Below are 21,637 nucleotides of genomic sequence, written 5' to 3'. Positions count from 1 at the left end.
AATACGCAAGCAACCGGACTTTCTGCGTCAAAAATGGAGACAATATCATGGATAAGGCCTTTCCTTCAGGCCTAGCTGTCGGCATCTTCGATCATCTGGACGAGGACGGCCCCGATATCGCCCGACAGTACGAAGATCGCCTGATGTTAGCGGAGGCGTGCGATCACCTTGGGTTCTATGCATATCATCTCGCAGAGCACCATTGTACCCCACATGGGAGAGGTCCCTCACCGAATCTGTTCTTGTCGAGCGTAGCCCAGCGAACCCGGCGCCTTCGTGTCGGCCCGTTGGTAATGCTGCTTGCCCTCTATCATCCGCTACGTGCGTTCGAAGAGATCTGTATGCTGGACCAATTGAGCGGTGGCAGGCTCGAACTTGGGATAGGGCGCGGCTCGCTCCCGATCGAATTGGGTTACTTCGGGATTGGCTCGGACGCGGCGCCAAACCACTATGCGGAAGCCAGCGAAATTCTTATCAATGCGCTGAAGGGCGGCACGCTATCCTATCAAGGTCGCCATTTTGAGTTGAACAGCGTTCCGCTGACGCTAAGAACTCATCAGCGTCCACATCCGCCGACTTGGATCGCCACCAATCGACCGGAATCGGCAGTCTGGGCCGCTGCGAATGGCGTGAACATCGCGTGCGTGGGACCTTCCTCTTCCGTTCGAAGAATCACTGATGCCTTCCGCGCCGGTCGAGAGCACACCAGTGAGGCGGACGACCAAACGCCATTTCTTGGATTGCTCCGAATGGTCGTGATTGGGCGTTCTGAAACAGATGCACGTTCACTCGCCGCACCTGCTTACGAACGGTGGCTAAAGAGCTTTAAATTCCTTTATGATCTCAATGGCATGCCGACTCCACCAAACCTGCCGCTGACCTTCGATGCAGCAATCGAGAAGGAATTGTGCGTAGTAGGAACGGCAGCTTCTGCGGGACAAGCTCTTCTTGATCAGCTGGAAGCGGCAGGTGCAAACTACCTCCTTTGTCAACCGGCGTTTGGGAATCTGTCGTTAGATGCTTCCCTATATACCGCAACGGCGATTCAATCCGCAATTATGGCTCGAGTTGGCTAACCCCGGTTCGAACGTTCGCTCACCCAACAACGTGCCAAGCGGCATGCGGTCGCTAGCGACGACTAGGTGCGGGTTTCGGATGACCCATCAACCGGTTGGCACAGAGGCATGCGGCTTCCTCCTCAACGCGGCGTGTTGTTCATAGGCGAAAGCGACCGTGTATGCCGCACCCCTCGGATAGGGCCTTCATGTCCTAGGAGTAGACCCACGATCGCCTGCCAGACCTGATCGGAGCGTTGGATACGTTCGGCCCGATCAGCTTTTCGGCCCGATGTCCTTCGATCCGGCAAGCGCATCGAAAACATGTTGCTTGGCTTGGCGCACGCTCGCTTCCAGCGACGCTCCAAGAGCAAGCGAGGCGGCGACTGCGCTGGCCAACATGCAACCCGTTCCGCGCATCCCACGCGGCAAGCGGGGCGCCTCGAACCGAACTGCAGGTTTGTTCGGCTGCAAAAGCACGTCGACGCAACGGGTTCCTTGTGCATGGCCGCCCTTGACGAGTACGGCGGTCCTCACCGTCCTCGATAGCTCTTCAGCCTGAAGACAAGCCCCTTCTTCGTCCGCGGCCGGTGACGAGCTGGTCAACGCGGCCAGCTCGACCAGGTTAGGCGTTACAAGCCGGCAGATCGGCATCAGATCGTGGCGCAGCATGTTAATGGCATCGTCCGCCAGCAGATTGCGTCCCGAGGTAGAGGCCAGGACCGGGTCGAGTACCACAGGCACTTGGCGGTTGACCAAAACAGCGCCGACTGCCTCAACAGCCGCCGATGTCCCAATCATGCCTATCTTGACGGCCGCGACAGCGTTGGCAGCGAACGCGGCGCGCATCTGAGCGGCGACAAGCTCCGACGGCACAAGCTTGACGTGCTCGACAGCCGAGTGCGTCTGGACTGTCACGGCGGTGACGGCAAGACAACTGCGCAGCCCGAAGGCGGAAACCGTTTCTATATCGCGGGCAATTCCAGCTCCACCGCTGGAGTCCGACCCGCCAACGACAAGCACATGCGGTTCTCGCCTCAGCGCCATCGCTCCGTCTTTTCGATCCATTCTCGTGTGCGCCCTTCGGGATCGGCATTCAGCGTGATGTCGGTGACCACCGCCGCGCTGTCGGCATCAGCCGCGAAAACTCCGTCGAGCCTGTCAGGGTTGAGACCGCCAATGGCGACCAATGGGATTGGCGCTATCCGATGCTTCCATTCTCTGATCCGTTCGAGTCCCTGCGGCGCCCATTTCATCGTCTTCAGGATGGTCGGGTAGATGGGGCCGAGCGCGATATAGTCGGGCTCGGCGGCCATCGCCGTGCCCAGTTCGACACCATCATGCGTGCTCAGTCCGAGCCTCACGCCGGCTACCCGAACCCGCGAACGGTCGGCGGTTTGCATATCCTCCTGACCGAGATGAACGAAGTCGCAGCCTTCCTCGATGGCCAGTCGCCAGTAATCATTGATGATGAGCTGGCACCCGTATCGCGCGCACAAGGCCTTCGCTGTGCGGATCTCAGCGCGCAATCCGGCTTCGCCCATGGTCTTGATGCGAAGCTGCACCAGCTTGACGCCGAGCGGCACCAGCCGATCGATCCAGGCTGCACTTTCGACGATCAGATAGAAGGGATCGAGCTTCATGAAAAAACTGCCCTGCCGATCGTCGGTGTCGATGGCACGGCGACGTCGCGCGGTTCGAGCATTCCCGAACCGAAAGCCTCACGGCCGGCCTCGACCGCCTTGCCGAAAGCACGCGCCATGCCGACCGGATCGGCCGCCTTGGCGACCGCCGTGTTCAGGAGCACGGCGTCAAAGCCGAGTTCCATGACGGTCGCCGCGTGCGACGGCCGTCCGAGCCCTGCATCCACAATCAGCGGGACGCTTGGGAAATGTGCGCGCATCGAGCGCAGCGCCATGATGTTGATCGGCCCGAGGGCGGAACCGATCGGTGCGCACCACGGCATCAAGACCTTGCAGCCCGCCGCAAGCAGCCGCTCGGCGACAACAAGGTCGTCGGTGGTGTAGGGAAATACCGCAAAGCCGTCCTCGCACAGGATGCGGGCGGCTTCGACCAGGCCGAACACGTCTGGCTGCAGCGTGTCGTGGTTGCCGATCACTTCGAGCTTGATCCAGCTCGTACCGAAGACCTCGCGCGCCATGTTCGCAGTGGTGACCGCTTCCTTTACGGAGTGGCAGCCGGCAGTGTTGGGCAGGATTCTGACGCCCAGCGAGCGGATCAACGACCAGAATTTCTCGCCGGCCCTGCCACCTGCCATCTCACGGCGCAGTGAGACGGTCACCACCGACGTGCCCGATGCGTTGACCGCATCGGCAAGGATGGTCGGCGAAGGATATTGAGCGGTGCCGAGAAGCAGACGCGACGGAAGCTCGGTTCCATAAAGCTCGAACATGGTCTAGCCTCCCTGCATGGGTGAGAGGATTTCGATCCGGTCGCCGTCGCTCAACTGGAATTCCGCCCGGTTGGCTTTGTGCACGAGGTCGCTGTTGACGGCAGTGGCGAGCCAATCGCCTTCATAGTCGAGCGCGGCAAGCAGCTCCGCCAGCGTGGTGGCGGCAACCTCACGCGCTTCGCCGTTGACCAACAGTTTCATGAGCAAGCTCCTTGGTTCCGTCTTGATTGAAAACCAGGTCGGCAGCTTGGCGCGCCATGGCGGGGGCGAGGAGAAAACCGTGACGATAGAGCCCATTGATCGCGACGGTGTCTCCGCTCGCTTCGACGCGGGGCAGGTTGTCGGGAAAGGCCGGACGAACGCCGACACCGGTTTCAACGATCTCGGCCTCGCCAAAGGCCGGATGGAGGGCATAGGCCGCGCCCAAAAGCTCCATCATTGAACGAGCCGTGACAGGTCCAGTGGACTGGCTCTCGATCATCGTCGCGCCGATCATGAAACGGTGGTCGGTGCGTGGCACCATATAGAGCGGAAAGCGCGGATGAAGCAGCCGGACCGGGCGCGACAGCGAGACATCAGGCGTACGCAGGATCAGCATCTCGCCACGAACGCCACGCAGCCTTCCATCGACGGCGGACATTCCCGTGCAGTCGATTTGACGACCGAACCCGGAAACAGCCGGGGCATCGGCGCAGAAGTGGAATTCGACTCCCATCGCCGCCAGCCTGTCATGAAGTGCCGCCATCGCCTGGCGCGGGTCGAGATGGGCTTCGTCGGAGAAGAGCAGTCCGCGGCGGAAGCGGCCGGCGAGGTCGGGCTCGAGCAACGCGATTTCATCCTCATCGACGCGCCGATGACCCGACGTGCGGCTGGCGAACCGGTCGAGTTCGCCCGCATCGCGCGGCGCGGCCACGACCAGTGTTCCGGCCCGCGTCACCTGCCCGGGCGTTGCCGCCTCCCACCAGTCGGCGGCATCGCGTCCGAGATCCAGCACCGGTTGCTCGGCGCTTTCGCGCTCGCACCATGGCGCCAGCATGCCGCCGGCGAACCACGACGCATTGCCGCCGAGGCCATGTCTTGTCTCAGCAACTGTCACCGCCGCGCCGCGCGTGGCGAGTTCGAAGGCTGCGGTGAGACCGGCGACGCCGGCCCCTTTGACCAGCACCCTCATGACCGCTCATGCGCCTCCGGCACCAGCGGTGTGCCGGTCTCGTCCGCCGGCACGTAGAGATCGCCGCCCTCGCGGTATTTCGCCGCCATCGCCGCCATGCCCTCCTTCTGCGCTTCGGCACGAATGTCGTGGGAAATCCGCATCGAGCAGAATTTCGGCCCGCACATCGAGCAGAAATGCGCCACCTTGTGCGCTTCCTTGGGCAAGGTCTGGTCGTGGAAGGACCGCGCTGTTTCGGGATCGAGCGACAGGTTGAACTGGTCCTCCCAGCGGAACTCGAAGCGCGCGCGGGAAAGGGCGTCATCCCTGACTTTCGCCGCCGGATGCCCCTTCGCCAGGTCGGCGGCGTGTGCTGCGATCTTGTAGGTGATCACGCCAATCTTGACGTCGTTGCGATCGGGAAGGCCGAGATGTTCCTTCGGTGTGACGTAGCAGAGCATGGCGGTGCCGAACCAGCCGATCATGGCGGCGCCGATACCTGAGGTGATGTGGTCGTAACCCGGCGCGATGTCGGTCGTCAGCGGTCCAAGCGTATAGAAAGGCGCCTCGCCGCAGACGGCGAGTTGCTTGTCCATGTTCTCCTTGATCTTGTGCATCGGCACGTGGCCGGGCCCCTCGATCATCACCTGGCAATCCTTGGCCCAGGCGATCTTCGTCAGCTCGCCGAGCGTTTCCAGCTCGGCGAATTGCGCCGCGTCGTTGGCGTCGGCGATCGAGCCGGGACGAAGGCCGTCGCCGAGCGAAAAGGACACGTCATAGGCGCGGCAGATGTCGCAGATTTCGGCGAAATGCTCGTAAAGGAAGCTCTCCCGGTGATGGTGCAGGCACCATTTGGCCATGATCGACCCGCCGCGCGACACGATACCCGTGACCCGGTCGACCGTCAGCGGGATGTAGTGCAGCCGCACGCCTGCGTGGATGGTGAAATAGTCGACGCCCTGTTCGGCCTGTTCGATCAGCGTGTCGCGGTAGACCTCCCAGCTCAGATCCTCGGCGATGCCGTTGACCTTTTCGAGCGCCTGATAGAGAGGCACCGTGCCGATCGGCACCGGCGCATTGCGCACGATCCATTCGCGGATGTTGTGGATGTTGCGACCGGTCGACAGGTCCATCACCGTATCGGCGCCCCAGCGGATCGCCCAGACCATCTTTTCGACCTCCTCGGCCATCGAGGAGGTGACCGCCGAATTTCCGATATTGGCGTTGATCTTCACCAGGAAATTGCGGCCGATGATCATCGGCTCGCTCTCGGGATGATTGATGTTGGCGGGAATGATCGCGCGTCCGCGCGCCACCTCGTCGCGCACGAACTCCGGCGTGACGAAGTCGGGGATCGCCGCGCCGAAGGCTTCGCCGTCGCGCTCAAGCTTGCCGCGCAGGATCTCGCGGCCGAGGTTCTCGCGGATGGCGACGAACTCCATTTCAGGCGTGATGATGCCGGCGCGCGCATAGGCTAGCTGCGTGACCGCCTTGCCTGCCTTGGCCCTGAGCGGCCGATTGCGAATGGGAGATTCCGGCGTCAGGCGCTCGCCCGTGACGAATCCATTGTCTTCCGGCCGGACATGGCGGCCGTCATAGGCTTCGACATCGCCGCGCGCCGTGACCCATTCGTGGCGAAGCCGGGCAAGGCCCTTTTCGATGTTGGTTTCGACAGCAGGGTCCGTATAGGGGCCTGACGGATCGTAGACGGTGATGGGCGGTTCGCCGGCCGTCGGATGGACGGAGATTTCGCGCATCGGCACCCTGATCTGCGGATGGAGGACGCCGGTCTTGTGGATCTTGCGCGAGGCGGGCAGGGGTCCCGTCGATACGGCGGGGGTGAGGGCATTCATCGTGAGGCTCCTTTGCTCATGCATTGGAGACCCAGTTCTGTGCCGGAAGGATGAAAAGACGCTTCTGCCGACCTGCCGAAACAGGACCTCGGGCGTAAACTCCCGCAAAGCGCTTGCACCGTCCCTACGCCAGTATGAACTGGATCAGGTTCAACGGGTCACTGCGCCGCGAAAGCCAGCAGTATCTCAGCCCCTTGCCGGGACTCCCCTGGTGAATGCATCGAATTGAACGGCCCTTCGCTATTTTGTCAAGCGCATTCGTCCCGCAGCGGTGATCGGCGACCAAACAAACCCAGCGGAAAAGCATGGTAGTATCGACAGCAAGTCACGCTCCAGAGGAGCGGTGAAGCGCCCCCAATAAGGCGAGCCCTCATGCGGATTTCGGTGCCTTTTCCAGCACGGTGTTTTCGGGGCTTTCCGGAACGACGCTGCTGCCGCCCAGTTGGGTGAGATTGCTATAGAGGTCTGTCTTGCTCATCGTCGGCAATCCTTCCCCTTCGGCTAGACGCCCCGTTTGTTTCCCCAGAGCAGAACATGAAGCTGCGGCAGTACACGCGCCTCGAACCACATGTCACGGGTCACTTTTTCAACCAGCCATTCCATGCGCCTCATCACACCGGCCATGTCGATGAACGCGTCTTCGTTGCCGGGACGCGGCGGCGTGTGATTGCCGGGCTGCAGATAGACGGGTAATTGCGGGTAGCGCGCCGCGGCGTCTTTGGCATAGGCATAGTCATCTTCGTCGAAGACGACGAGCTTGAGCGCCGTCTGCGGCTTATCCTGCGCCGCCTCTAAGCAGGCGTCGAACGCGGCCCAATCTGTCGTCATTTCACTTGAGGGCGGCTTGGGGCTGAGTACCAGCACGTCGAGATCCGCGAACCATTGCTTAGACACCGAACCTTGGGTTTCCAATGCAAAACGGTACCCCTCACCATGCCCGCGGTCGATCAACTGGCCAAGCGGCTGGATGGCCGGATTGCCGCCCGACAGCGATACCATCACGGGCTGACCGCCGGAAAGTGCAATGACCTTTTGCCAAACCGCGTCGGAAGACATCATCTCCCAATCATGGCGGAAGCGACGGTCCACCGCATGCAGGCTGTCGCACCAGGAACAGCGATAATCGCACCCGCCGGTTCTTACGAACACCGTCGGCAAGCCGATCAGCACGCCTTCGCCCTGAATGGTCGGCCCAAAAATCTCGCTCACCCGGATTCCGGGATGCAACGCGCAAGTCATGGTCGGTATTCCGCCCAGGTTTTCGGCGTCTCGCTCACCCGCACGGCGGAGGTTTCGGGTAGCCGCACCTTGCACCAGTCGTAGAAGTGCCTGGCCAGACATTCCGCTGTGGCATGGTCATGCCCCAGCACGTCGTTAAGATGCCGATGGTCGAACGTCCCATCGATGTAGTGCTTGAACGCCGCCAGATCTTGGTAGTCGCGCACAAAGCCGTGTTCGTCCAGTTCGCCACCTGAAAGCTCCACTACGACGATGTAGTTGTGGCCGTGCAGACGTGCGCACTGATGATCTGGTGGCAAGGAGGTGAGCTGATGCGAGGCCGAGAAGTGGAACTCTTTGGTAATGCGGAACATCACGCGCTCCTTGTCTGGATAGCGTGGAGCCAGAAGTCTGCGTCCTCATAATCTGTCGGGTCGGTGATGCCGGCCAGATCGAATGCTTCGCGCCGTTCGACGCATGTCCCGCAGCGACCGCAATGACGTGCACCGCCCTTGTAGCAGGACCACGTCGCCTCGAACGGTGTGGCGTACTTTGCCCCCTCGCTGACGATGTCGGCCTTCGACATATTCACATACGGAGCGTACAGGCGGATATCGGCGTAGCCTGCGAGGGCATGGTTCTGCATCGTCTGAAAGGCGTCGATAAAAGCGGGCCGGCAATCGGGATAGATGAAATGATCTCCGCCGTGGACGGCAGTGGCCACCGCATCGGCCTTCTGCGCGGCGGCAACCCCGAAGGCGATGGCCAGCATGATGGCGTTCCTATTCGGCACCACCGTGATCCTCATGGAGTCTTCGGCATAGTGCCCGTCGGGCACGTCCACATTATCAGTCAGCGCCGAGCCGCTCAGGTTCCGGCCAACATCGCGGATATCGACGATCTGGTGCGGAACAGCCAGCCGCTTGGCGCAGATAGCGGCAAAGCCGAGTTCCTTTTTGTGCCTCTGGCCGTAATCGAACGAAAGCAGGCCAATGAGTTTCTGCTCGGTCGCCACCTTGTGAGCGAGCGAAACAGAGTCCAATCCGCCGGAGCAGATGACGAGGGCATTCATGGTTTGAATCCTTGTTTTGACCGGGTAAGGCTGCGACCGGAGATTTCTCTGCGTTCCCACTACTCCACGGAGCCGGTTTTGTGAATGGGGTGGACGCGATTGAGCGCACGTACCTTGTTGTCAGCGTCCCCAAGATGACTTGCACGCGACTTGTCGCGTATCTTCGACCGCTGGGGTGCTGACGCCGGCACTGCGTATATAGGCGTATAGATGATGCAGAAATCACTGCCGTGGCGCAGCAGCATTCCCGACACACCTTCGGCTTGTCCGGTTTGCCCCAGAACTTGACGTCCCGAGTTTCGGCGCTAACGCAAGGGTCGACCGGCAGTCCCAGGGAAAGGCTTCTGCCGCGTGCTTTGCCGTTTTCTGGTCTGCGCATAGATCGCCTCGAGCCGCCCGCGCTTCGTCATTGGTCAGAGCCGGGAATTCCTTTCCGAGGGCGCGGCTCGATAGGGGCCACCATTCTGGTTAAGGAAACGGAAGAGCAGATCGATCAGCCGCTTGGGCGTGTCGATAAAGGCATTCACCAGTTGCCGGAATTGATCGTAGCGCTGCAGAAAAGCTGTTTCGTAAGGAAGGTACCGTTCGATCGTCCGCCGAAGGCAGGCATAAAGAAATTCGGCGTGCGGGGTTGCATCGAAGTATCGGTAGAAATCCCCGGTGTCATTCAGCACCCGGACGTTGAATTGCGGCGTCGGTTCCCATTCGACCAATGGCAGAAGGCGCTTCGAATTGCTCTCCAGCACGCGCCTGTACTCGTCGATCTGGTCCAGGATCGCGGCCGAGACGGGAAACACCACTCCCGGCGATTGAAGCGGTGCATGGCAAGGACGTGGTGGATCAGGTAGCGGTGAATGCGGCCGTTTCCGTCCTCGAACGGATGGATGTAGACAAAGCCGAAGGCGAAGATTGCGGCGGCGACGACTGCATCAAGGTTTTGCGCTGGGCCTTGATCGAACGCAATCCAGAAACAACTTTCTGAAGGGCGTCGCAAGGCAAGATTGTCGGCGCTGATCGTCGCCCCAACTGATCCAAGCATCGGTTCCTGCTTGGGTCCAGCGCCCTAGGCGACGCCATGGTCGGCGAGCGCTCTGGCTGACCTTAATCCATTACCCAAGAATCACAGGGTTCCATTGCGCTGATCGAGACGGCTTTCTAGCCCTATCCATGCCATGGATGCGTTCCATCCAAACAACCAAGTTTACGGACCTGTCATGATGCTGCATAGCGAAATACCGGCAGGCACCGATCGATCACTCCACTTCCTTGATCATTAGATGAGCCCGCCAAAAGATTCCATTAGAAGGAGAACCGTGGATGCCCCTGTGCCAGTGGATGCCCTGCTGTTCGGCGGAACTCTGAGGGGTCCTTACGCCACACCGTGTTGTAGAGACCGCATACCTGAACAGCAGGTGCCTGAGAACGATGGCGCTTGCAGTAGAAAGTACTAGCCCATTGCAACATTACCCCACCCTGCCTGTCCACTAGCAAAGCGAAATCATGAAATTCGGGTCAAGCGGCGTTCGAGGTTTGGCTTCGGAATTGGTAGGCAAGGCCAGCGGACTTTATACCGAAGCTTTTGCTTGGCGTTTGATTTCCAGCCGGGTTCAGCCGAATAGTTCAGTCTTCATAGGCCGCGACCTACGTGACAGCAGTCAGGCGATAGCCAACAATTGCATGGCGGCGTTGGCCGCAAATGGTTTCCAGCCGATCGATTGCGGCACCATACCCACGCCTGCCCTGGCACTATATGCATGCAAACACGGCGCGGCGGCTCTTATGGTCACCGGGTCGCACATTCCAGCCGATCGCAATGGCATCAAATTCTATGGCCCGAATGGTGAAATCAGCAAGGCGGATGAGGCCGCGATTACGCGCTTTGTAGCCGAAAGATCAATTGCGTATTGCTTACCAACGGCTTGTCTGGGAACGACGTGGCCTATGCACTGTGAAGAAGCGATCGCCTCTTATCGAGAGCGCGCCCATGACATGCTGGAGCCGGGCTCACTTTCCGGCATGAGACTTGGTGTCTATCAGCACAGTTCGGTCGCGGCGGAACTGTTGGTACAGGTTCTTCGATCGCTCGGTGCCAGCGTGGTCGCCGTCGGGAAAACCGGGACCTTCGTACCTGTCGATACCGAAGCCGTGGACGCAGCAACAATCGCAAAATTGAAGAAGTGGGTCCGCGAATTCGGTCTCGATGCCATCGTGTCGACCGATGCGGACGCTGATCGGCCACTCATCGCTGATGAAAATGGCGATCTTCTTCGCGGCGACCTGGTTGGGCTTGCAACGGCTCTTTTCCTGAAGGCAGACACGATCGTGACGCCAGTGACCTCCAATTCGGGAATTTCGAAGGCCTTGGGTTTCGCGGTCCAGAGGACGAAAGTCGGGTCTCCATTTGTCATTGAAGCAATGGAAGCATTACACGGCGCCGGCGGCGTCATCGTCGGCTTTGAGGCCAATGGTGGTGTTCTGCTGGGCTCGGATTGTGTGGTGAATGGGAAGACATTGACTGCACTGCCGACGCGGGACTCATTCCTCCCGATTTTGGCCGTCCTCAGTACCATGGCGTCGACAAAAAAGAAGCTGTCGCGACTGCGCGGGCTTTGGAATCTTCCTGTGTGCGCCAGTGACCGGCTTCAGAACTTCCCCGCGGAAAGTTCGCGCAGATTGATGGATCATCTCGCAAGCCGGAACGCACTGCAGCACTTTCTTGCCTCGTTCGGGACCGTCGCCGAAATTGACGAAACCGATGGCCTCAGGGCGCGGATGCTTTCAGGTGAGATCATACATCTGCGGCCTTCCGGCAATGCCCCGGAACTGCGCTGCTACTCGGAAGCTTCGACCGAGAGCAGGGCCATGGCGATCGTCGCCTCGACGCTGCAAGGGGCACATGCGTTCGCGCTTACAGACGAGATAGAGGACCTTTGATGAAAGTGGTTCCGGTCATCATCAGCGGTGGAGCTGGTTCGCGGCTCTGGCCCGCCTCAAGGCAATCGCACCCCAAACCTTTTCTCAAGGTGGCGGATGGACTTTCGCTCATCCAGCACACCGTGTTGCGCGCCGCTTCGATGCAGCATGTCGTGGAGCTTGTTACCGTGACGTCCACGGGGCACTTCTTCCTTACGAAAGACGTTTTCGACGAGCTGGATTCCGTTGTTTTGCCACGCACCTTTCTGCTTGAGCCTGAGGGTCGGGATACCGCCGCCGCCGTCGCTGCGGCAACCGTCCATGCCAAGGCAACACAGGGTCCCGATGCTGTTCTGTGTGTTTTTCCCGCCGACCATATGATTGGTGATCTGCCCGCATTTCAAACCGCCATGAACCGGGCAATCGAACAGGCGCTGCAGGGGCGTATCGCAACCTTGGGGATAACCCCGGATAGGCCAGACACCGCATTCGGCTACATCGAGGCCGACGGTGAGAAAGTTGTCCGGTTCGTCGAGAAACCGAACGCCGAGACTGCCAAATCTTATGTCGCGTCCAAACGTTTCTTCTGGAACGCCGGCATCTTCTGCTTCAAGGCGCAGGTCATGCTCGACGAAATGGCTGCGCATTGCCCGCAGGTGATCGATGCCGTTCTCGATAGCTATGATAATGCTCGCGTCAGCCACGGCGAACATGTTGCCAGCGTCGAACTCTCATCTGAGCACTTCGCCATGGCGCCGCGTATTTCACTCGACCATGCGGTGATGGAAAAAACCCACAATCTCGCTGTCGTTCCCTGCGAAATGGGGTGGAACGACATTGGATCTTGGAACGCAATGGCCGAACTGGTCGCCGCTGACGGGAGCGGCAACAGGATTCGCGGCGATGTCCATGTGGTCGACACCGTGGGCAGTTACATAAGCTCGGACAAACGCGTCATCGGCACCGTCGGCATCAGCGACCTGGTGATCGTGGATTCCCCCGATGCATTGCTGGTTGCATCCCGCGATCGCGTCCAGGACGTCAAGAAACTCTTCGAGGGACTCAAGGCTGCGGGACATGAAGCGCATTTGCTTCACAGTACCGTGCACCGGCCCTGGGGCACCTACACGGTTCTGGAGGAAAGCGAGCGCTTCAAGATCAAGCGCATCGAGGTGAAGCCGGGCGGACGCTTGAGCCTGCAGATGCACCATCACCGCTCCGAGCACTGGGTCGTGGTCAGCGGCACTGCGAAAATAGTCAACGGCGACCAGGAGCTACTCCTGACCACTAATCAATCCACCTATATCCCTTGCGGCCACAAACACCGGCTCGAAAACCCCGGCAATATCGGACTGGTGATGATCGAGGTCCAAAGCGGCGAGTATCTCGGCGAAGATGACATCGTGCGGCTTGAGGACGTATACGGTCGAACGTGACAGTCCAACGTCACATGCCCTACGGTGGCTGGCAGACCGAACCTGCGTCGGCATGTGGGCTGTCAGGCGACCGGCGGCTAGGCAAGGCGAGGCAAACCAGAACAGGTTTCATGAGTATGGCTAGTGAGCGATGTCGCAATGACAGGCTGGCCGAATTGTTGAGACGGCAGTTTTCCGGCGAGATTGTCAGACGACACTTGCGCATCCGATGTAACGGCATGCGCTGCTACAGCCGCTCGAGTTGCGGAAGGTGATCGGCAATATCAGTCGATCAGATGCGCGATAAGGTTCGTTGCCATGTACGGCAGGCGCGACATGAGCGGCCTGGCACTCTGACGGGGTAGGCTAGCATGCGCCGGGCCTGACTGGCGGGGGCTCGCAAGAGAAACGCGGCACCGGCTGACGAAGATAATACGCTCCTGCGCGCCGGTGACGGACCGGGGCCATTAGGCGTAGGCGCATCGCTATCGCCATGCCACATGGACAATCCTATTCGGGCTGGGCAGATGGACGGTAATTCCAGCTTTCGACGGCGTTGACTTCGTCGATGCAGACCGGCCCCGATGCACCGCAGTCCTCGCATTTCATCACAACGCGCGCCTCGTCCGTCTCATATGGCCTAACCTCGCAGCTTGTGCAGAACGGGCAAGGGATCGCTTCCATCGTGACGAACCTTCCTGATGGCCTCGGGTGGTTTCGCCGAAATCTTTCGTCTAAGCGCTCGACTTCGCAAGCGCTGATCGTTGTGCCGTAGTTCGGCGCCACCATCGGGTAGGGATATTTTGTCCACATGCCCTCGTACCATCAACCGGCTAGCCGGTTCTCTCTATCCACAGATCTGGCCTCTCGTGCGGGCCAAAGTTACATCCGTGTCGCCCAGCATGAGGCCGATCTTCCGCAGAGCGAATGGATTCCGTAGAAATAAGAATTCTGCCACCGCCCCGCCGCCGTAAGGGTATTGATATACCCTTGGGATTTTGATCCGACCTGGCAGGCGGCGGGTAATCTTCAGAGGCCGACGTCAGGCAGCGTTCGGGATACCCGAGATTTCATCGAAGATACTCTCAGCCAAGCCAAGCGCCCGAGCGATCCGATCGCGATAGCCCTTGTCGAAACAATGGCCAGATTCGATCAGCCCGACCTCCTCGACTGTCAGACCGCTGGTCACGGCAATGTCCTCGGTCGAATAGCCAAGATGTTCCCGATATGCCTGAATTACGGGTTTTCCGTTTGAGATTGCGGTAAGCACTGCCTCGGGCAGCGCGAAAGGCGTTGCGGTCATTTTGCCTCCAAATGCAGAGAACGGCCATTCGATGACTCGAAACAAGCGGCGGCCGATGTTGAAATAGGATGCCGAAACGGCCCGAGCCGGCGGCATCAAAAATGCGATCACTCTCGAACGTGTGAGAGGCGCTACGCTAATATGGCGGCCGCCGCCGTTTAGATCAAGAACCTTGGCTCGCTTTACGAGGATTGCTCCAGTGGCCACAATTCCACGACACAGTGCGCAGCGCCGTCATCACGCTCACATCGATGATTGCGCGGCCGCTTTAACGCGCCGTCGGCTTGCGGCGCGATTGAGGAGCCGCGATCTGGCGGTCGGGCACTAGGCGCACCAGCTCGCGGACCAGCGTCAAAGTATCTGCGGGGACTGTCTAGCGATGCTTGCCGGCGGCGTTCATCTTGAGCTTTAATACCGTGTGGTCCCCTCCCACCCATGCAGGAGGCCGGGTGCCCATCGGACAAGACGCTGAGGGACCAACATCTCTCTGTTTCAGCCCGACTGTTGGCTGTCAGATCCGCGACACCGGAGTAGGGCTGCGCTTTGCTGCGGATTCCTTCAACCTATTGAATGATGACCAGAAAATCCCCGGAGGTTCCTTCTGCTCAGTTGGCACGACTTTTGATGCTTCTCGAGAGGCGACAGGAGATACCGACTGGGCGTTCATCGTGGGTGATATCGCGCAATGCAACGAAGGAAGACAATATGTCAGGTCCGCGTCAGAATCGATTTTATTCAAAGAGGATTGCCGCCTTTAGCGCAAGGCGTTCACGAACCGCATATCAACAATGGCTTCCGTGCAAAACGCAGGGAGATCACTTGTGAAAATCCTATTCACTACGGTGGCTGTCGCGTTGCCGGCCATCGCTTTTGCTGCGCAAACGATCCCCGTATACCTCAGAGAAACAGCACGGGCCACCTTCAAGCCTCTACCATCCATCACGCCGACAGTCGCCAACAACCCGATCACACCGGAGAAGATAGCCCTAGGCAAGGCAATGTTCTTCGATCCACGCGTCTCGGCGTCAGGCGTCTTGTCGTGCAATTCGTGCCACAACTTGGCCACCGGGGGCGACGACAATCAAGAAAGCTCGATCGGCCATGGTTGGCAGAAGGGACCGCGCAACGCGCCGACGGTACTGAACGCTGTCTTCAACATAGCGCAGTTCTGGGATGGTCGTGCTGAAGACCTGAAGGTTCAGGCCAAGGCACCGATCCAAGCCGCTGTCGAAATGGCCAACACACCAGGTCAACTCATCGCCACGCTCAAGTCGATGCCGCAATATGTCGAGTGGTTCAATTCAGCTTTCCCGGGCGAAGCCGATCGCGTCACCTTCGAAAACGTCGCCAAGGCAATCGAAGCCTTTGAGGCGACACTGGTCACACCGGCGCCCTTCGATGCCTTCCTCAACGGCGATGACGCCGCTATGACTTCCGAGCAGAAACAGGGCCTGACGCTTTTCATGGACAAAGGCTGCTCGTCCTGCCACGGCGGTATCAACGTGGGTGGGGAGGGCTATTCCCCATTCGGCCTCGTTGAAAAGCCCAACACCGATGTCCTGCCGGAAAACGACAAAGGCCGATTTGCCGTGACCCATGAAGCCGACGATTCCTATGTTTTCCGCGTGGCGCCGTTGCGCAACGTAGCACTCACCGCGCCATACTTTCATTCGGGCAAGGTTTGGGATCTGAAACAGGCCGTCGCCATTATGGGGACCACCCAGCTCGGCCAAGAATTGACGGAAAAAGAAGTCGACCTGCTCGTTGCCTTCCTTAATTCGCTGACCGGAAAAGTACCGGAGGTCGCCTATCCCGTCTTACCCGCCGAAACGCCGACAACGCCTCGACCTGTATTGCATATCCTCCCGCAATGATTGGCCGGAGCTGGCTAGTGAAGGTCGCAATCACGAATGATTGCGACCTCCACTGGGACGAGACGATCATGACTTCCGGCGAGGCCTATCCAACTGGAAAGCTAGGGGGACTTTCATTTCCGAATTCAATTGAAACGCTAAATGAAAACCTGACCCGTCGACGCCCACTTGCGTCACGACAGCATGACCCGCCTTGCCGGCCACGTCGATCAGACGCACCGACTAGCCGACTGTGTCGTGATGTGTCGTTCCATGTACCCCTACCCCCGCTTTAGATTCGCTGACAAGCTCGCAACCACCTGATCGAGCCATCGCGGACAATATTCCTCGAGCCGCTGGCGTGCGCCCAGCAGAAACCGGATGCCTTCAGATCCACCCCTTCAAAACGTGCTCAATGGCGTTGCGACGCGCGAGCCGCTGTTCCAGCTCTGCAAACGCATCGATATGAAAACAAAGCTGCGGCCAGCCAGCGACGTGGCCCGAGCATTTGTCAATGCACACCGCAAGTGCCGCTTGCTCTCGGGCTATCTCATCCATATAGCTCGGCGCAACAGAGGAAGCGCCAGTTGTTCAGTCATCGTCAGCCGCGACCTCCTGTGCAATTCGTTCTAACAAGGAAGAAACTATGAGGCGGCAGACCCGACCGTTCACTGTGGAGGTCAAACAAAAGCGCAATTATCAAAAACGGGGCCATTCCATCTGGAGCGATGTCGATCTCTCCGCGGCTATAGCCGACACAACAAGGGAGCTCAAAGATATGGATCTGCCAAATCGTCGGCTGATTGACTCTAATGTCATAGCCCTTGATGCTGAACACGCCCACAAACCGCGAGCGGAGTATCTCATGGCAAATCCCCTAGAAGCTGAATCAGTAGAAGCTGCAACCGAACACGCTCCCAAAGGAAGGACGCCGGAAACGAAGAAGAAAACCCAACCTTCGCGGAAGGCCAAGACTGATCCTGGTCGCAAGAATGGCGCCAATGCGGCGTCCCCGGCGGAAGCAACAGCAACAGCAGCGGCCGTGCGGAACGCCCGGAAGGTCTACTCCGGAAAAGAGCGCGCCCAAATGCTCGCTCAGGTCGAGACGTCGATCAGCGGCGGCACCACTCTCAAGAGCGCCGTAAAGCAGGCGGGTATATCGGAACAGACCTATTATCACTGGAAGAAGGCCGCGGCGCCTAGATCCGATGGCGACGATCTGAAGGACCTGGTCGCCCTCGAGAAAGAAAACAAGCGATTGAAGAGCCTGCTCGCGGAACGCCTACGCACAGAGAACGCGGAACTGAAGAGGAAGCTAGGGCTGCAATAAGGCTTCAGAAGATGCCGCCATTCGACCAGACGGTAGAACTGTGATCGAAGGCTCGCCGGCTGTCGGATGGACGGAGATTTTGCGCACCAGCACCCTGATCTGTCGCGGCCGAGACAGGAAAAACCACTCCCGGCGGATTGAAGCGGTACATGGCAAGCACGTGTCAATCAGGGATCGGTGAACGCGGCCGAAGGCAAAGGATGACAGCATCAAGGTTTTACGCTGGGCCTTGATCGAAGGCCACCATTCCATTGATGGCCGCGGCGGATTATCAGGGCGAAGTCAATGGGACGCGGATGCTGTGGGATTATAGCCCACCCATGCACAGGTACTTCATTTCGAGATAATCCTCGAGGCCGTGGCGCGACCCCTCACGACCGATCCCTGATTGCTTCATTCCGCCAAAGGGTGCGGCCTCGGATGACATGCGTCCCGTATTGATGCCGACCATTCCGTATTCGAGGGCTTCAGCCACGCGCCACACGCGCTTTAGATTGGAAGCGTAGAAGTAGGCTGCAAGACCGTAAATCGTGTCATTCGCCTCGCGCACCACCTGGTCGGGATCGTTGAAGCGGATTATGGGAGCCAGCGGTCCGAAGGTTTCTTCCTGAGCGACCCGCATTGTCCTTTCGACGTCGGTGATCACCGTGGGCTCGAAGAAGGTTCCCGATTCGCCGATACGGTTGCCACCGCAACGGATCTTCCCACCCTGCCGCACAGCATCGCGAATATGATCTTCAATCTTTGCAAGCGCGCACTTATCGATCAGGGGACCGATCGCAACTTCTGGCTCGAAACCGTCACCGACGCGCAATGCACTGACGCGCTTGGTGAATTTGTCGCAGAATTCATTATACACGCTGGACTGTACGTAAAGCCGATTGGCTGAAACGCAGGTCTGGCCTGCATTCCGAAACTTTGCCTGTAGCGCACCATCGACGGCAGCGTCGACGTCTGCATCATCAAAAACAATGAAAGGAGCGTTACCACCAAGTTCGAAGCTGGTTCTTTTGATCTGATCCGAACACTCCCTCATGAGTAGCCGCCCGACCTCGGTCGACCCAGTGAAGCTGATCTTGCGGACCTTCGGGTTCGAGCAAAGTTCACGCCCAACCGCATCGCCTTCCGATGCGTAGATCAAGTTTAGAACGCCATCGGGAAAACCTGCCATCCGGGCAAGCGTGAACATAGCACCCGCGACAAGCGGTGTTTGCTCCGCGGGTTTCAGAACAATCGCGCAGCCGGCGGCAAGCGCAGGCGAAATCTTGCGAGCCACCATCGAGGCGGGAAAATTCCAAGGAGTAATGGCGCCGACAACACCGATCGGCTGTTTGATTACCAGCATACGCCTGTCGTTAGAAGGCGGCGAAATCGTCTCGCCATAGATGCGATTGGCCTCCTCGGCATACCATTGGAGGTAGGCTGCGGCATGGGCGATTTCAGACTTCGCCTCTGCAAGCGGCTTACCCATTTCAGCCGTCAAAATGGCTGCAAGATCTTCGCTGTGGTCGAGGATCAGTTGGTGCCATTCCCATAAGATGTCGGAGCGCTCGCGCGCGGTGAGCGCCGCCCAATGTTCCTGCGCAGCTTCAGCCTTATCGATTGCCTTGGAAACGTCCCGGACATCCATATCTGGAAGCTCAGCCAACAGCTCGCCTGTTGAGGGATTGAACACCGAAAAACGCCTCGTGGATTGCTCCGCCTTCCGACCAGGCACACCGGCCAGATCGTCAAATAGCTCGGGATTTTTGAGACGTCTCGTCAGCGACTGTGTCACGGTCAAACCGTCGTCCCCCTTCATGGTTAAGTTACTAGCTTCGCAACGTACTAATAAGCACAACTTGTGCCAGATGATCGGACGAAATCGTTCCGGCCCTCCGTCATTGCAAGCGCAGCTTCCCGACTGATTAGCCCATAGCAATGACAGCCTCAATCACGAGTCGCGCTAAGGCTTTCGCTCCATAACAGGCAAGCGCGGATAGAGCTCGTGAAGAGCTGGCATAGGCGGAGTCGATCATCGAAATCGCCGACGTTGGCAACAGCACTGCGGTATCATTCTTTGAGCGGCTTCCACGGCCGCTCATATCAGGCATATCGAAAACCGACCGCCATGGTCGAACGTGCCATCGATGTAGTGGCTTAAGCGCTGCTAAGTCTTGATAGTCGCGCACAAAGCCATGTTTGTTCAGTTCGCCACCCGAAAGCTCCACTGCGACGATGTAGTGTGGCCGTGTAGGCGCGCGCACGACAATATCACGCGAGCCCAAACCTTTTCCGACCGGCTCCGTCCCAAAAAAAAGGGGGCGGCGTCGGTGCCGCCCTCTCGGTATCCGAAAGCTGATAGAGGCTAGATTAGAAATCCATGCCGCCCATGCCGCCCATGCCGCCGCCGCCCATGCCGCCAGGCATGCCGCCGCCGCCAGCCGACTCCTTCTTCGGAGCCTCCGCGATCATGGCTTCGGTGGTGACCAGCAGGCCGGCGACCGAGGCCGCGTCCTGGAGAGCCGTGCGCACGACCTTGACCGGATCGACGATGCCCATGGCGATCATGTCGCCATACTCGCCGGTCTGGGCGTTGAAACCGAAGGTCGCGCCCTTGTTCTCAAGGATCTTGCCGGCAACGATCGAGGCTTCCGCACCGGCGTTGGCCGCGATCTGGCGGGCCGGAGCCTGCAGCGCACGACGCACGATGCTGATGCCAGCGGTCTGGTCGGAGTTTGCGCCGACAGCGTTGATGCTCAGCGAAGCGCGCAGCAGGGCAACGCCGCCGCCGGCAACGATGCCTTCTTCGACGGCTGCGCGGGTCGCGTTGAGCGCGTCGTCAACGCGATCCTTCTTTTCCTTGACCTCGACTTCGGTCGCGCCGCCGACGCGGATCACCGCGACGCCGCCGGCCAGCTTGGCCAGACGCTCCTGCAGCTTCTCCTTGTCGTAGTCCGAGGTGGTCTCCTCGATCTGCTGCTTGATCTGGGCCACGCGGCCCTGGATCTCTTCCTTCTTGCCGGCACCGTCTACGATGGTGGTGTTCTCCTTGGAGATCGACACCTTCTTGGCGCGGCCGAGCATGTCAAGGCCGACGTTCTCGAGCTTGATGCCGAGGTCTTCCGAGATGACCTGGCCACCGGTGAGGATGGCGATGTCTTCCAGCATGGCCTTGCGGCGATCACCGAAGCCCGGCGCCTTGACGGCGGCGATCTTCAGACCGCCACGCAGCTTGTTGACGACCAGCGTGGCCAGGGCCTCGCCTTCGACGTCTTCCGAGATGATGAGCAGCGGCTTCGAGGTCTGCACGACGGCTTCGAGAACCGGCAGCATCGCCTGCAGGTTCGAGAGCTTCTTCTCGTGCAGCAGGATGTAGGCGTCCTCGAGATCGGCAACCATCTTGTCGGCGTTGGTGACGAAGTAGGGCGAGAGATAGCCGCGGTCGAACTGCATGCCTTCGACGACTTCGAGTTCCGTCTCGGCGGTCTTGGCTTCCTCAACCGTGATGACGCCTTCGTTGCCGACCTTCTGCATCGCTTCCGCGATCATCTTGCCGACCGACTCGTCGCCATTGCCGGCGATTGTGCCGACCTGGGCAACCTCTTCCGAGGTCTTGATCTTCGTGGCGTTCTTGATCAGCGTCGAGACGACGTCGCTAACCGCGAGGTCGATGCCGCGCTTCAGGTCCATCGGGTTCATGCCGGCGGCAACCGCCTTGTGGCCTTCCTGGACGATCGACTGCGCCAGAACGGTTGCGGTCGTGGTGCCGTCACCGGCGATGTCGTTGGTCTTCGAAGCAACTTCGCGGACCATCTGTGCGCCCATGTTTTCGAACTTGTCTTCAAGCTCGATTTCCTTGGCGACGGTGACGCCGTCCTTGGTGATGCGCGGGGCGCCGAACGACTTGTCGATAACGACGTTGCGGCCCTTGGGGCCGAGCGTGACCTTCACCGCGTCGGCGAGGATGTTGACGCCGCGCAGCATGCGCTCGCGGGCGTCACGGGAGAATTTTACGTCTTTGGCAGCCATTTTGTACTCCTGGGCATTTCGCCCGAAATTCAGATTGGATGGTACGGATGA

19 protein-coding genes and 1 riboswitch are annotated in these 21,637 nt (G+C 59.5%); of the genes, 5 read left to right on the top strand and 14 right to left on the bottom strand.

The window, feature by feature from the left end; genetic code table 11:
- Positions 1-47: 47 nt before the first annotated feature.
- Positions 48-1,076: an LLM class flavin-dependent oxidoreductase gene (locus tag JN280_RS35205; RefSeq protein WP_069091003.1), complete on the top strand. Its 1,029-nt coding sequence runs from the start codon at positions 48-50 to the stop codon at positions 1,074-1,076.
- Between the two features lie 255 nt (positions 1,077-1,331).
- Here the strand turns inward: JN280_RS35205 and JN280_RS35200 are convergent, their stop codons facing one another.
- The 11 genes from JN280_RS35200 to JN280_RS40185 all read right to left on the bottom strand — a co-directional run bounded on the left by JN280_RS35200 (position 1,332) and on the right by JN280_RS40185 (position 9,800).
- Positions 1,332-2,102 (bottom strand): hydroxymethylpyrimidine/phosphomethylpyrimidine kinase, encoded by a 771-nt coding sequence (locus tag JN280_RS35200; protein WP_202315244.1) that lies wholly within the window; start codon positions 2,100-2,102, stop codon positions 1,332-1,334.
- Entirely contained in the window at positions 2,093-2,698 is a 606-nt protein-coding gene (locus tag JN280_RS35195; RefSeq protein WP_202308813.1) for a thiamine phosphate synthase, read from the bottom strand. Before JN280_RS35195 ends, JN280_RS35200 begins: the two co-directional genes overlap by 10 nt.
- Positions 2,695-3,468 (bottom strand): thiazole synthase, encoded by a 774-nt coding sequence (locus JN280_RS35190; protein WP_202308812.1) that lies wholly within the window; start codon positions 3,466-3,468, stop codon positions 2,695-2,697. Before JN280_RS35190 ends, JN280_RS35195 begins: the two co-directional genes overlap by 4 nt.
- A gap of 3 nt (positions 3,469-3,471) precedes the next feature.
- On the bottom strand, positions 3,472-3,669 hold the full coding sequence (gene thiS / locus JN280_RS35185; RefSeq protein WP_202308811.1) for a sulfur carrier protein ThiS: 198 nt from the start codon (positions 3,667-3,669) through the stop codon (positions 3,472-3,474).
- Positions 3,638-4,639, bottom strand: a complete 1,002-nt coding sequence (gene thiO / locus JN280_RS35180) for a glycine oxidase ThiO (protein ID WP_202308810.1) — start codon at positions 4,637-4,639, stop codon at positions 3,638-3,640. The genes thiS and thiO overlap by 32 nt, the downstream gene beginning before the upstream one ends.
- Positions 4,636-6,471 carry a phosphomethylpyrimidine synthase ThiC gene (gene thiC / locus JN280_RS35175; RefSeq protein ID WP_202308809.1) on the bottom strand — a complete coding sequence of 612 codons (1,836 nt, stop codon included), beginning with the start codon at positions 6,469-6,471 and terminating at the stop codon, positions 4,636-4,638. The genes thiO and thiC overlap by 4 nt, the downstream gene beginning before the upstream one ends.
- Before the next feature lie 103 nt (positions 6,472-6,574).
- A riboswitch (TPP riboswitch) is annotated at positions 6,575-6,691 on the bottom strand.
- 281 nt (positions 6,692-6,972) lie between these two features.
- Positions 6,973-7,710: a 7-carboxy-7-deazaguanine synthase QueE gene (gene queE, locus JN280_RS35170; protein ID WP_202296411.1), complete on the bottom strand. Its 738-nt coding sequence runs from the start codon at positions 7,708-7,710 to the stop codon at positions 6,973-6,975.
- The gene (queD, locus tag JN280_RS35165) at positions 7,707-8,063 is read right to left on the bottom strand and encodes a 6-carboxytetrahydropterin synthase QueD (protein ID WP_044548957.1); all 357 of its coding nucleotides are present in this window, start codon (positions 8,061-8,063) and stop codon (positions 7,707-7,709) included. Before queD ends, queE begins: the two co-directional genes overlap by 4 nt.
- The gene (gene queC / locus JN280_RS35160) at positions 8,063-8,761 is read right to left on the bottom strand and encodes a 7-cyano-7-deazaguanine synthase QueC (protein ID WP_096453546.1); all 699 of its coding nucleotides are present in this window, start codon (positions 8,759-8,761) and stop codon (positions 8,063-8,065) included. Before queC ends, queD begins: the two co-directional genes overlap by 1 nt.
- 413 nt (positions 8,762-9,174) lie before the next feature.
- Positions 9,175-9,507, bottom strand: a complete 333-nt coding sequence (locus tag JN280_RS40190; RefSeq protein WP_342216000.1) for a hypothetical protein — start codon at positions 9,505-9,507, stop codon at positions 9,175-9,177.
- Positions 9,429-9,800: a Fic family protein gene (locus tag JN280_RS40185; RefSeq protein ID WP_342216142.1), complete on the bottom strand. Its 372-nt coding sequence runs from the start codon at positions 9,798-9,800 to the stop codon at positions 9,429-9,431. The genes JN280_RS40190 and JN280_RS40185 overlap by 79 nt, the downstream gene beginning before the upstream one ends.
- A gap of 461 nt (positions 9,801-10,261) precedes the next feature.
- Between JN280_RS40185 and JN280_RS35150 the strand changes: the two genes are divergently transcribed.
- On the top strand, positions 10,262-11,695 hold the full coding sequence (locus JN280_RS35150) for a phosphomannomutase (protein WP_202308808.1): 1,434 nt from the start codon (positions 10,262-10,264) through the stop codon (positions 11,693-11,695).
- On the top strand, positions 11,695-13,110 hold the full coding sequence (locus JN280_RS35145; RefSeq protein WP_202308807.1) for a mannose-1-phosphate guanylyltransferase/mannose-6-phosphate isomerase: 1,416 nt from the start codon (positions 11,695-11,697) through the stop codon (positions 13,108-13,110). Before JN280_RS35150 ends, JN280_RS35145 begins: the two co-directional genes overlap by 1 nt.
- Positions 13,111-14,131: 1,021 nt before the next feature.
- On the opposite strand, the gene JN280_RS35135 is transcribed toward JN280_RS35145, so the two are convergent.
- On the bottom strand, positions 14,132-14,392 hold the full coding sequence (locus JN280_RS35135) for a transcriptional regulator (RefSeq protein WP_006333988.1): 261 nt from the start codon (positions 14,390-14,392) through the stop codon (positions 14,132-14,134).
- 788 nt (positions 14,393-15,180) lie between these two features.
- Between JN280_RS35135 and JN280_RS35130 the strand changes: the two genes are divergently transcribed.
- Positions 15,181-16,266: a cytochrome-c peroxidase gene (locus JN280_RS35130; protein ID WP_096453556.1), complete on the top strand. Its 1,086-nt coding sequence runs from the start codon at positions 15,181-15,183 to the stop codon at positions 16,264-16,266.
- 625 nt (positions 16,267-16,891) lie between these two features.
- Positions 16,892-17,575 carry a transposase gene (locus tag JN280_RS35125; protein WP_244742543.1) on the top strand — a complete coding sequence of 228 codons (684 nt, stop codon included), beginning with the start codon at positions 16,892-16,894 and terminating at the stop codon, positions 17,573-17,575.
- A 307-nt stretch (positions 17,576-17,882) separates the two neighbouring features.
- Here JN280_RS35125 and JN280_RS35120 read toward each other — a convergent pair whose 3' ends face one another.
- Together JN280_RS35120 and groL are read right to left on the bottom strand one after the other, a co-directional pair.
- Complete coding sequence (locus JN280_RS35120; protein WP_010913527.1) at positions 17,883-19,376, bottom strand: NAD-dependent succinate-semialdehyde dehydrogenase; 1,494 nt, start codon at positions 19,374-19,376, stop codon at positions 17,883-17,885.
- A 551-nt stretch (positions 19,377-19,927) separates the two neighbouring features.
- Positions 19,928-21,586: a chaperonin GroEL gene (gene groL, locus JN280_RS35110; RefSeq protein ID WP_202308805.1), complete on the bottom strand. Its 1,659-nt coding sequence runs from the start codon at positions 21,584-21,586 to the stop codon at positions 19,928-19,930.
- Positions 21,587-21,637 lie beyond the last annotated feature (51 nt).

This window comes from Mesorhizobium sp. L-8-10 (assembly GCF_016756635.1).
Lineage (GTDB): Bacteria > Pseudomonadota > Alphaproteobacteria > Rhizobiales > Rhizobiaceae.
The sequence above is the reverse complement of the archived record's forward strand: the minus strand, read 5'-3'. Positions and strand labels throughout refer to the sequence as shown.

What these genes read in the sequence shown, in the direction of transcription:
- JN280_RS35205 (WP_069091003.1), top strand. Translation starts at nt 48, where the DNA reads ATGGATAAGGCCTTTCCTTCAGGCCTAGCTGTCGGCATCTTCGATCAT.
- JN280_RS35200 (WP_202315244.1), bottom strand. Translation starts at nt 2,102, where the DNA reads ATGGCGCTGAGGCGAGAACCGCATGTGCTTGTCGTTGGCGGGTCGGAC.
- JN280_RS35195 (WP_202308813.1), bottom strand. Translation starts at nt 2,698, where the DNA reads ATGAAGCTCGATCCCTTCTATCTGATCGTCGAAAGTGCAGCCTGGATC.
- JN280_RS35190 (WP_202308812.1), bottom strand. Translation starts at nt 3,468, where the DNA reads ATGTTCGAGCTTTATGGAACCGAGCTTCCGTCGCGTCTGCTTCTCGGC.
- thiS (WP_202308811.1), bottom strand. Translation starts at nt 3,669, where the DNA reads ATGAAACTGTTGGTCAACGGCGAAGCGCGTGAGGTTGCCGCCACCACG.
- thiO (WP_202308810.1), bottom strand. Translation starts at nt 4,639, where the DNA reads ATGAGGGTGCTGGTCAAAGGGGCCGGCGTCGCCGGTCTCACCGCAGCC.
- thiC (WP_202308809.1), bottom strand. Translation starts at nt 6,471, where the DNA reads ATGAATGCCCTCACCCCCGCCGTATCGACGGGACCCCTGCCCGCCTCG.
- queE (WP_202296411.1), bottom strand. Translation starts at nt 7,710, where the DNA reads ATGACTTGCGCGTTGCATCCCGGAATCCGGGTGAGCGAGATTTTTGGG.
- queD (WP_044548957.1), bottom strand. Translation starts at nt 8,063, where the DNA reads ATGTTCCGCATTACCAAAGAGTTCCACTTCTCGGCCTCGCATCAGCTC.
- queC (WP_096453546.1), bottom strand. Translation starts at nt 8,761, where the DNA reads ATGAATGCCCTCGTCATCTGCTCCGGCGGATTGGACTCTGTTTCGCTC.
- JN280_RS40185 (WP_342216142.1), bottom strand. Translation starts at nt 9,800, where the DNA reads ATGCTTGGATCAGTTGGGGCGACGATCAGCGCCGACAATCTTGCCTTG.
- JN280_RS35150 (WP_202308808.1), top strand. Translation starts at nt 10,262, where the DNA reads ATGAAATTCGGGTCAAGCGGCGTTCGAGGTTTGGCTTCGGAATTGGTA.
- JN280_RS35145 (WP_202308807.1), top strand. Translation starts at nt 11,695, where the DNA reads ATGAAAGTGGTTCCGGTCATCATCAGCGGTGGAGCTGGTTCGCGGCTC.
- JN280_RS35135 (WP_006333988.1), bottom strand. Translation starts at nt 14,392, where the DNA reads ATGACCGCAACGCCTTTCGCGCTGCCCGAGGCAGTGCTTACCGCAATC.
- JN280_RS35130 (WP_096453556.1), top strand. Translation starts at nt 15,181, where the DNA reads ATGGCTTCCGTGCAAAACGCAGGGAGATCACTTGTGAAAATCCTATTC.
- JN280_RS35125 (WP_244742543.1), top strand. Translation starts at nt 16,892, where the DNA reads ATGAGGCGGCAGACCCGACCGTTCACTGTGGAGGTCAAACAAAAGCGC.
- JN280_RS35120 (WP_010913527.1), bottom strand. Translation starts at nt 19,376, where the DNA reads ATGAAGGGGGACGACGGTTTGACCGTGACACAGTCGCTGACGAGACGT.
- groL (WP_202308805.1), bottom strand. Translation starts at nt 21,586, where the DNA reads ATGGCTGCCAAAGACGTAAAATTCTCCCGTGACGCCCGCGAGCGCATG.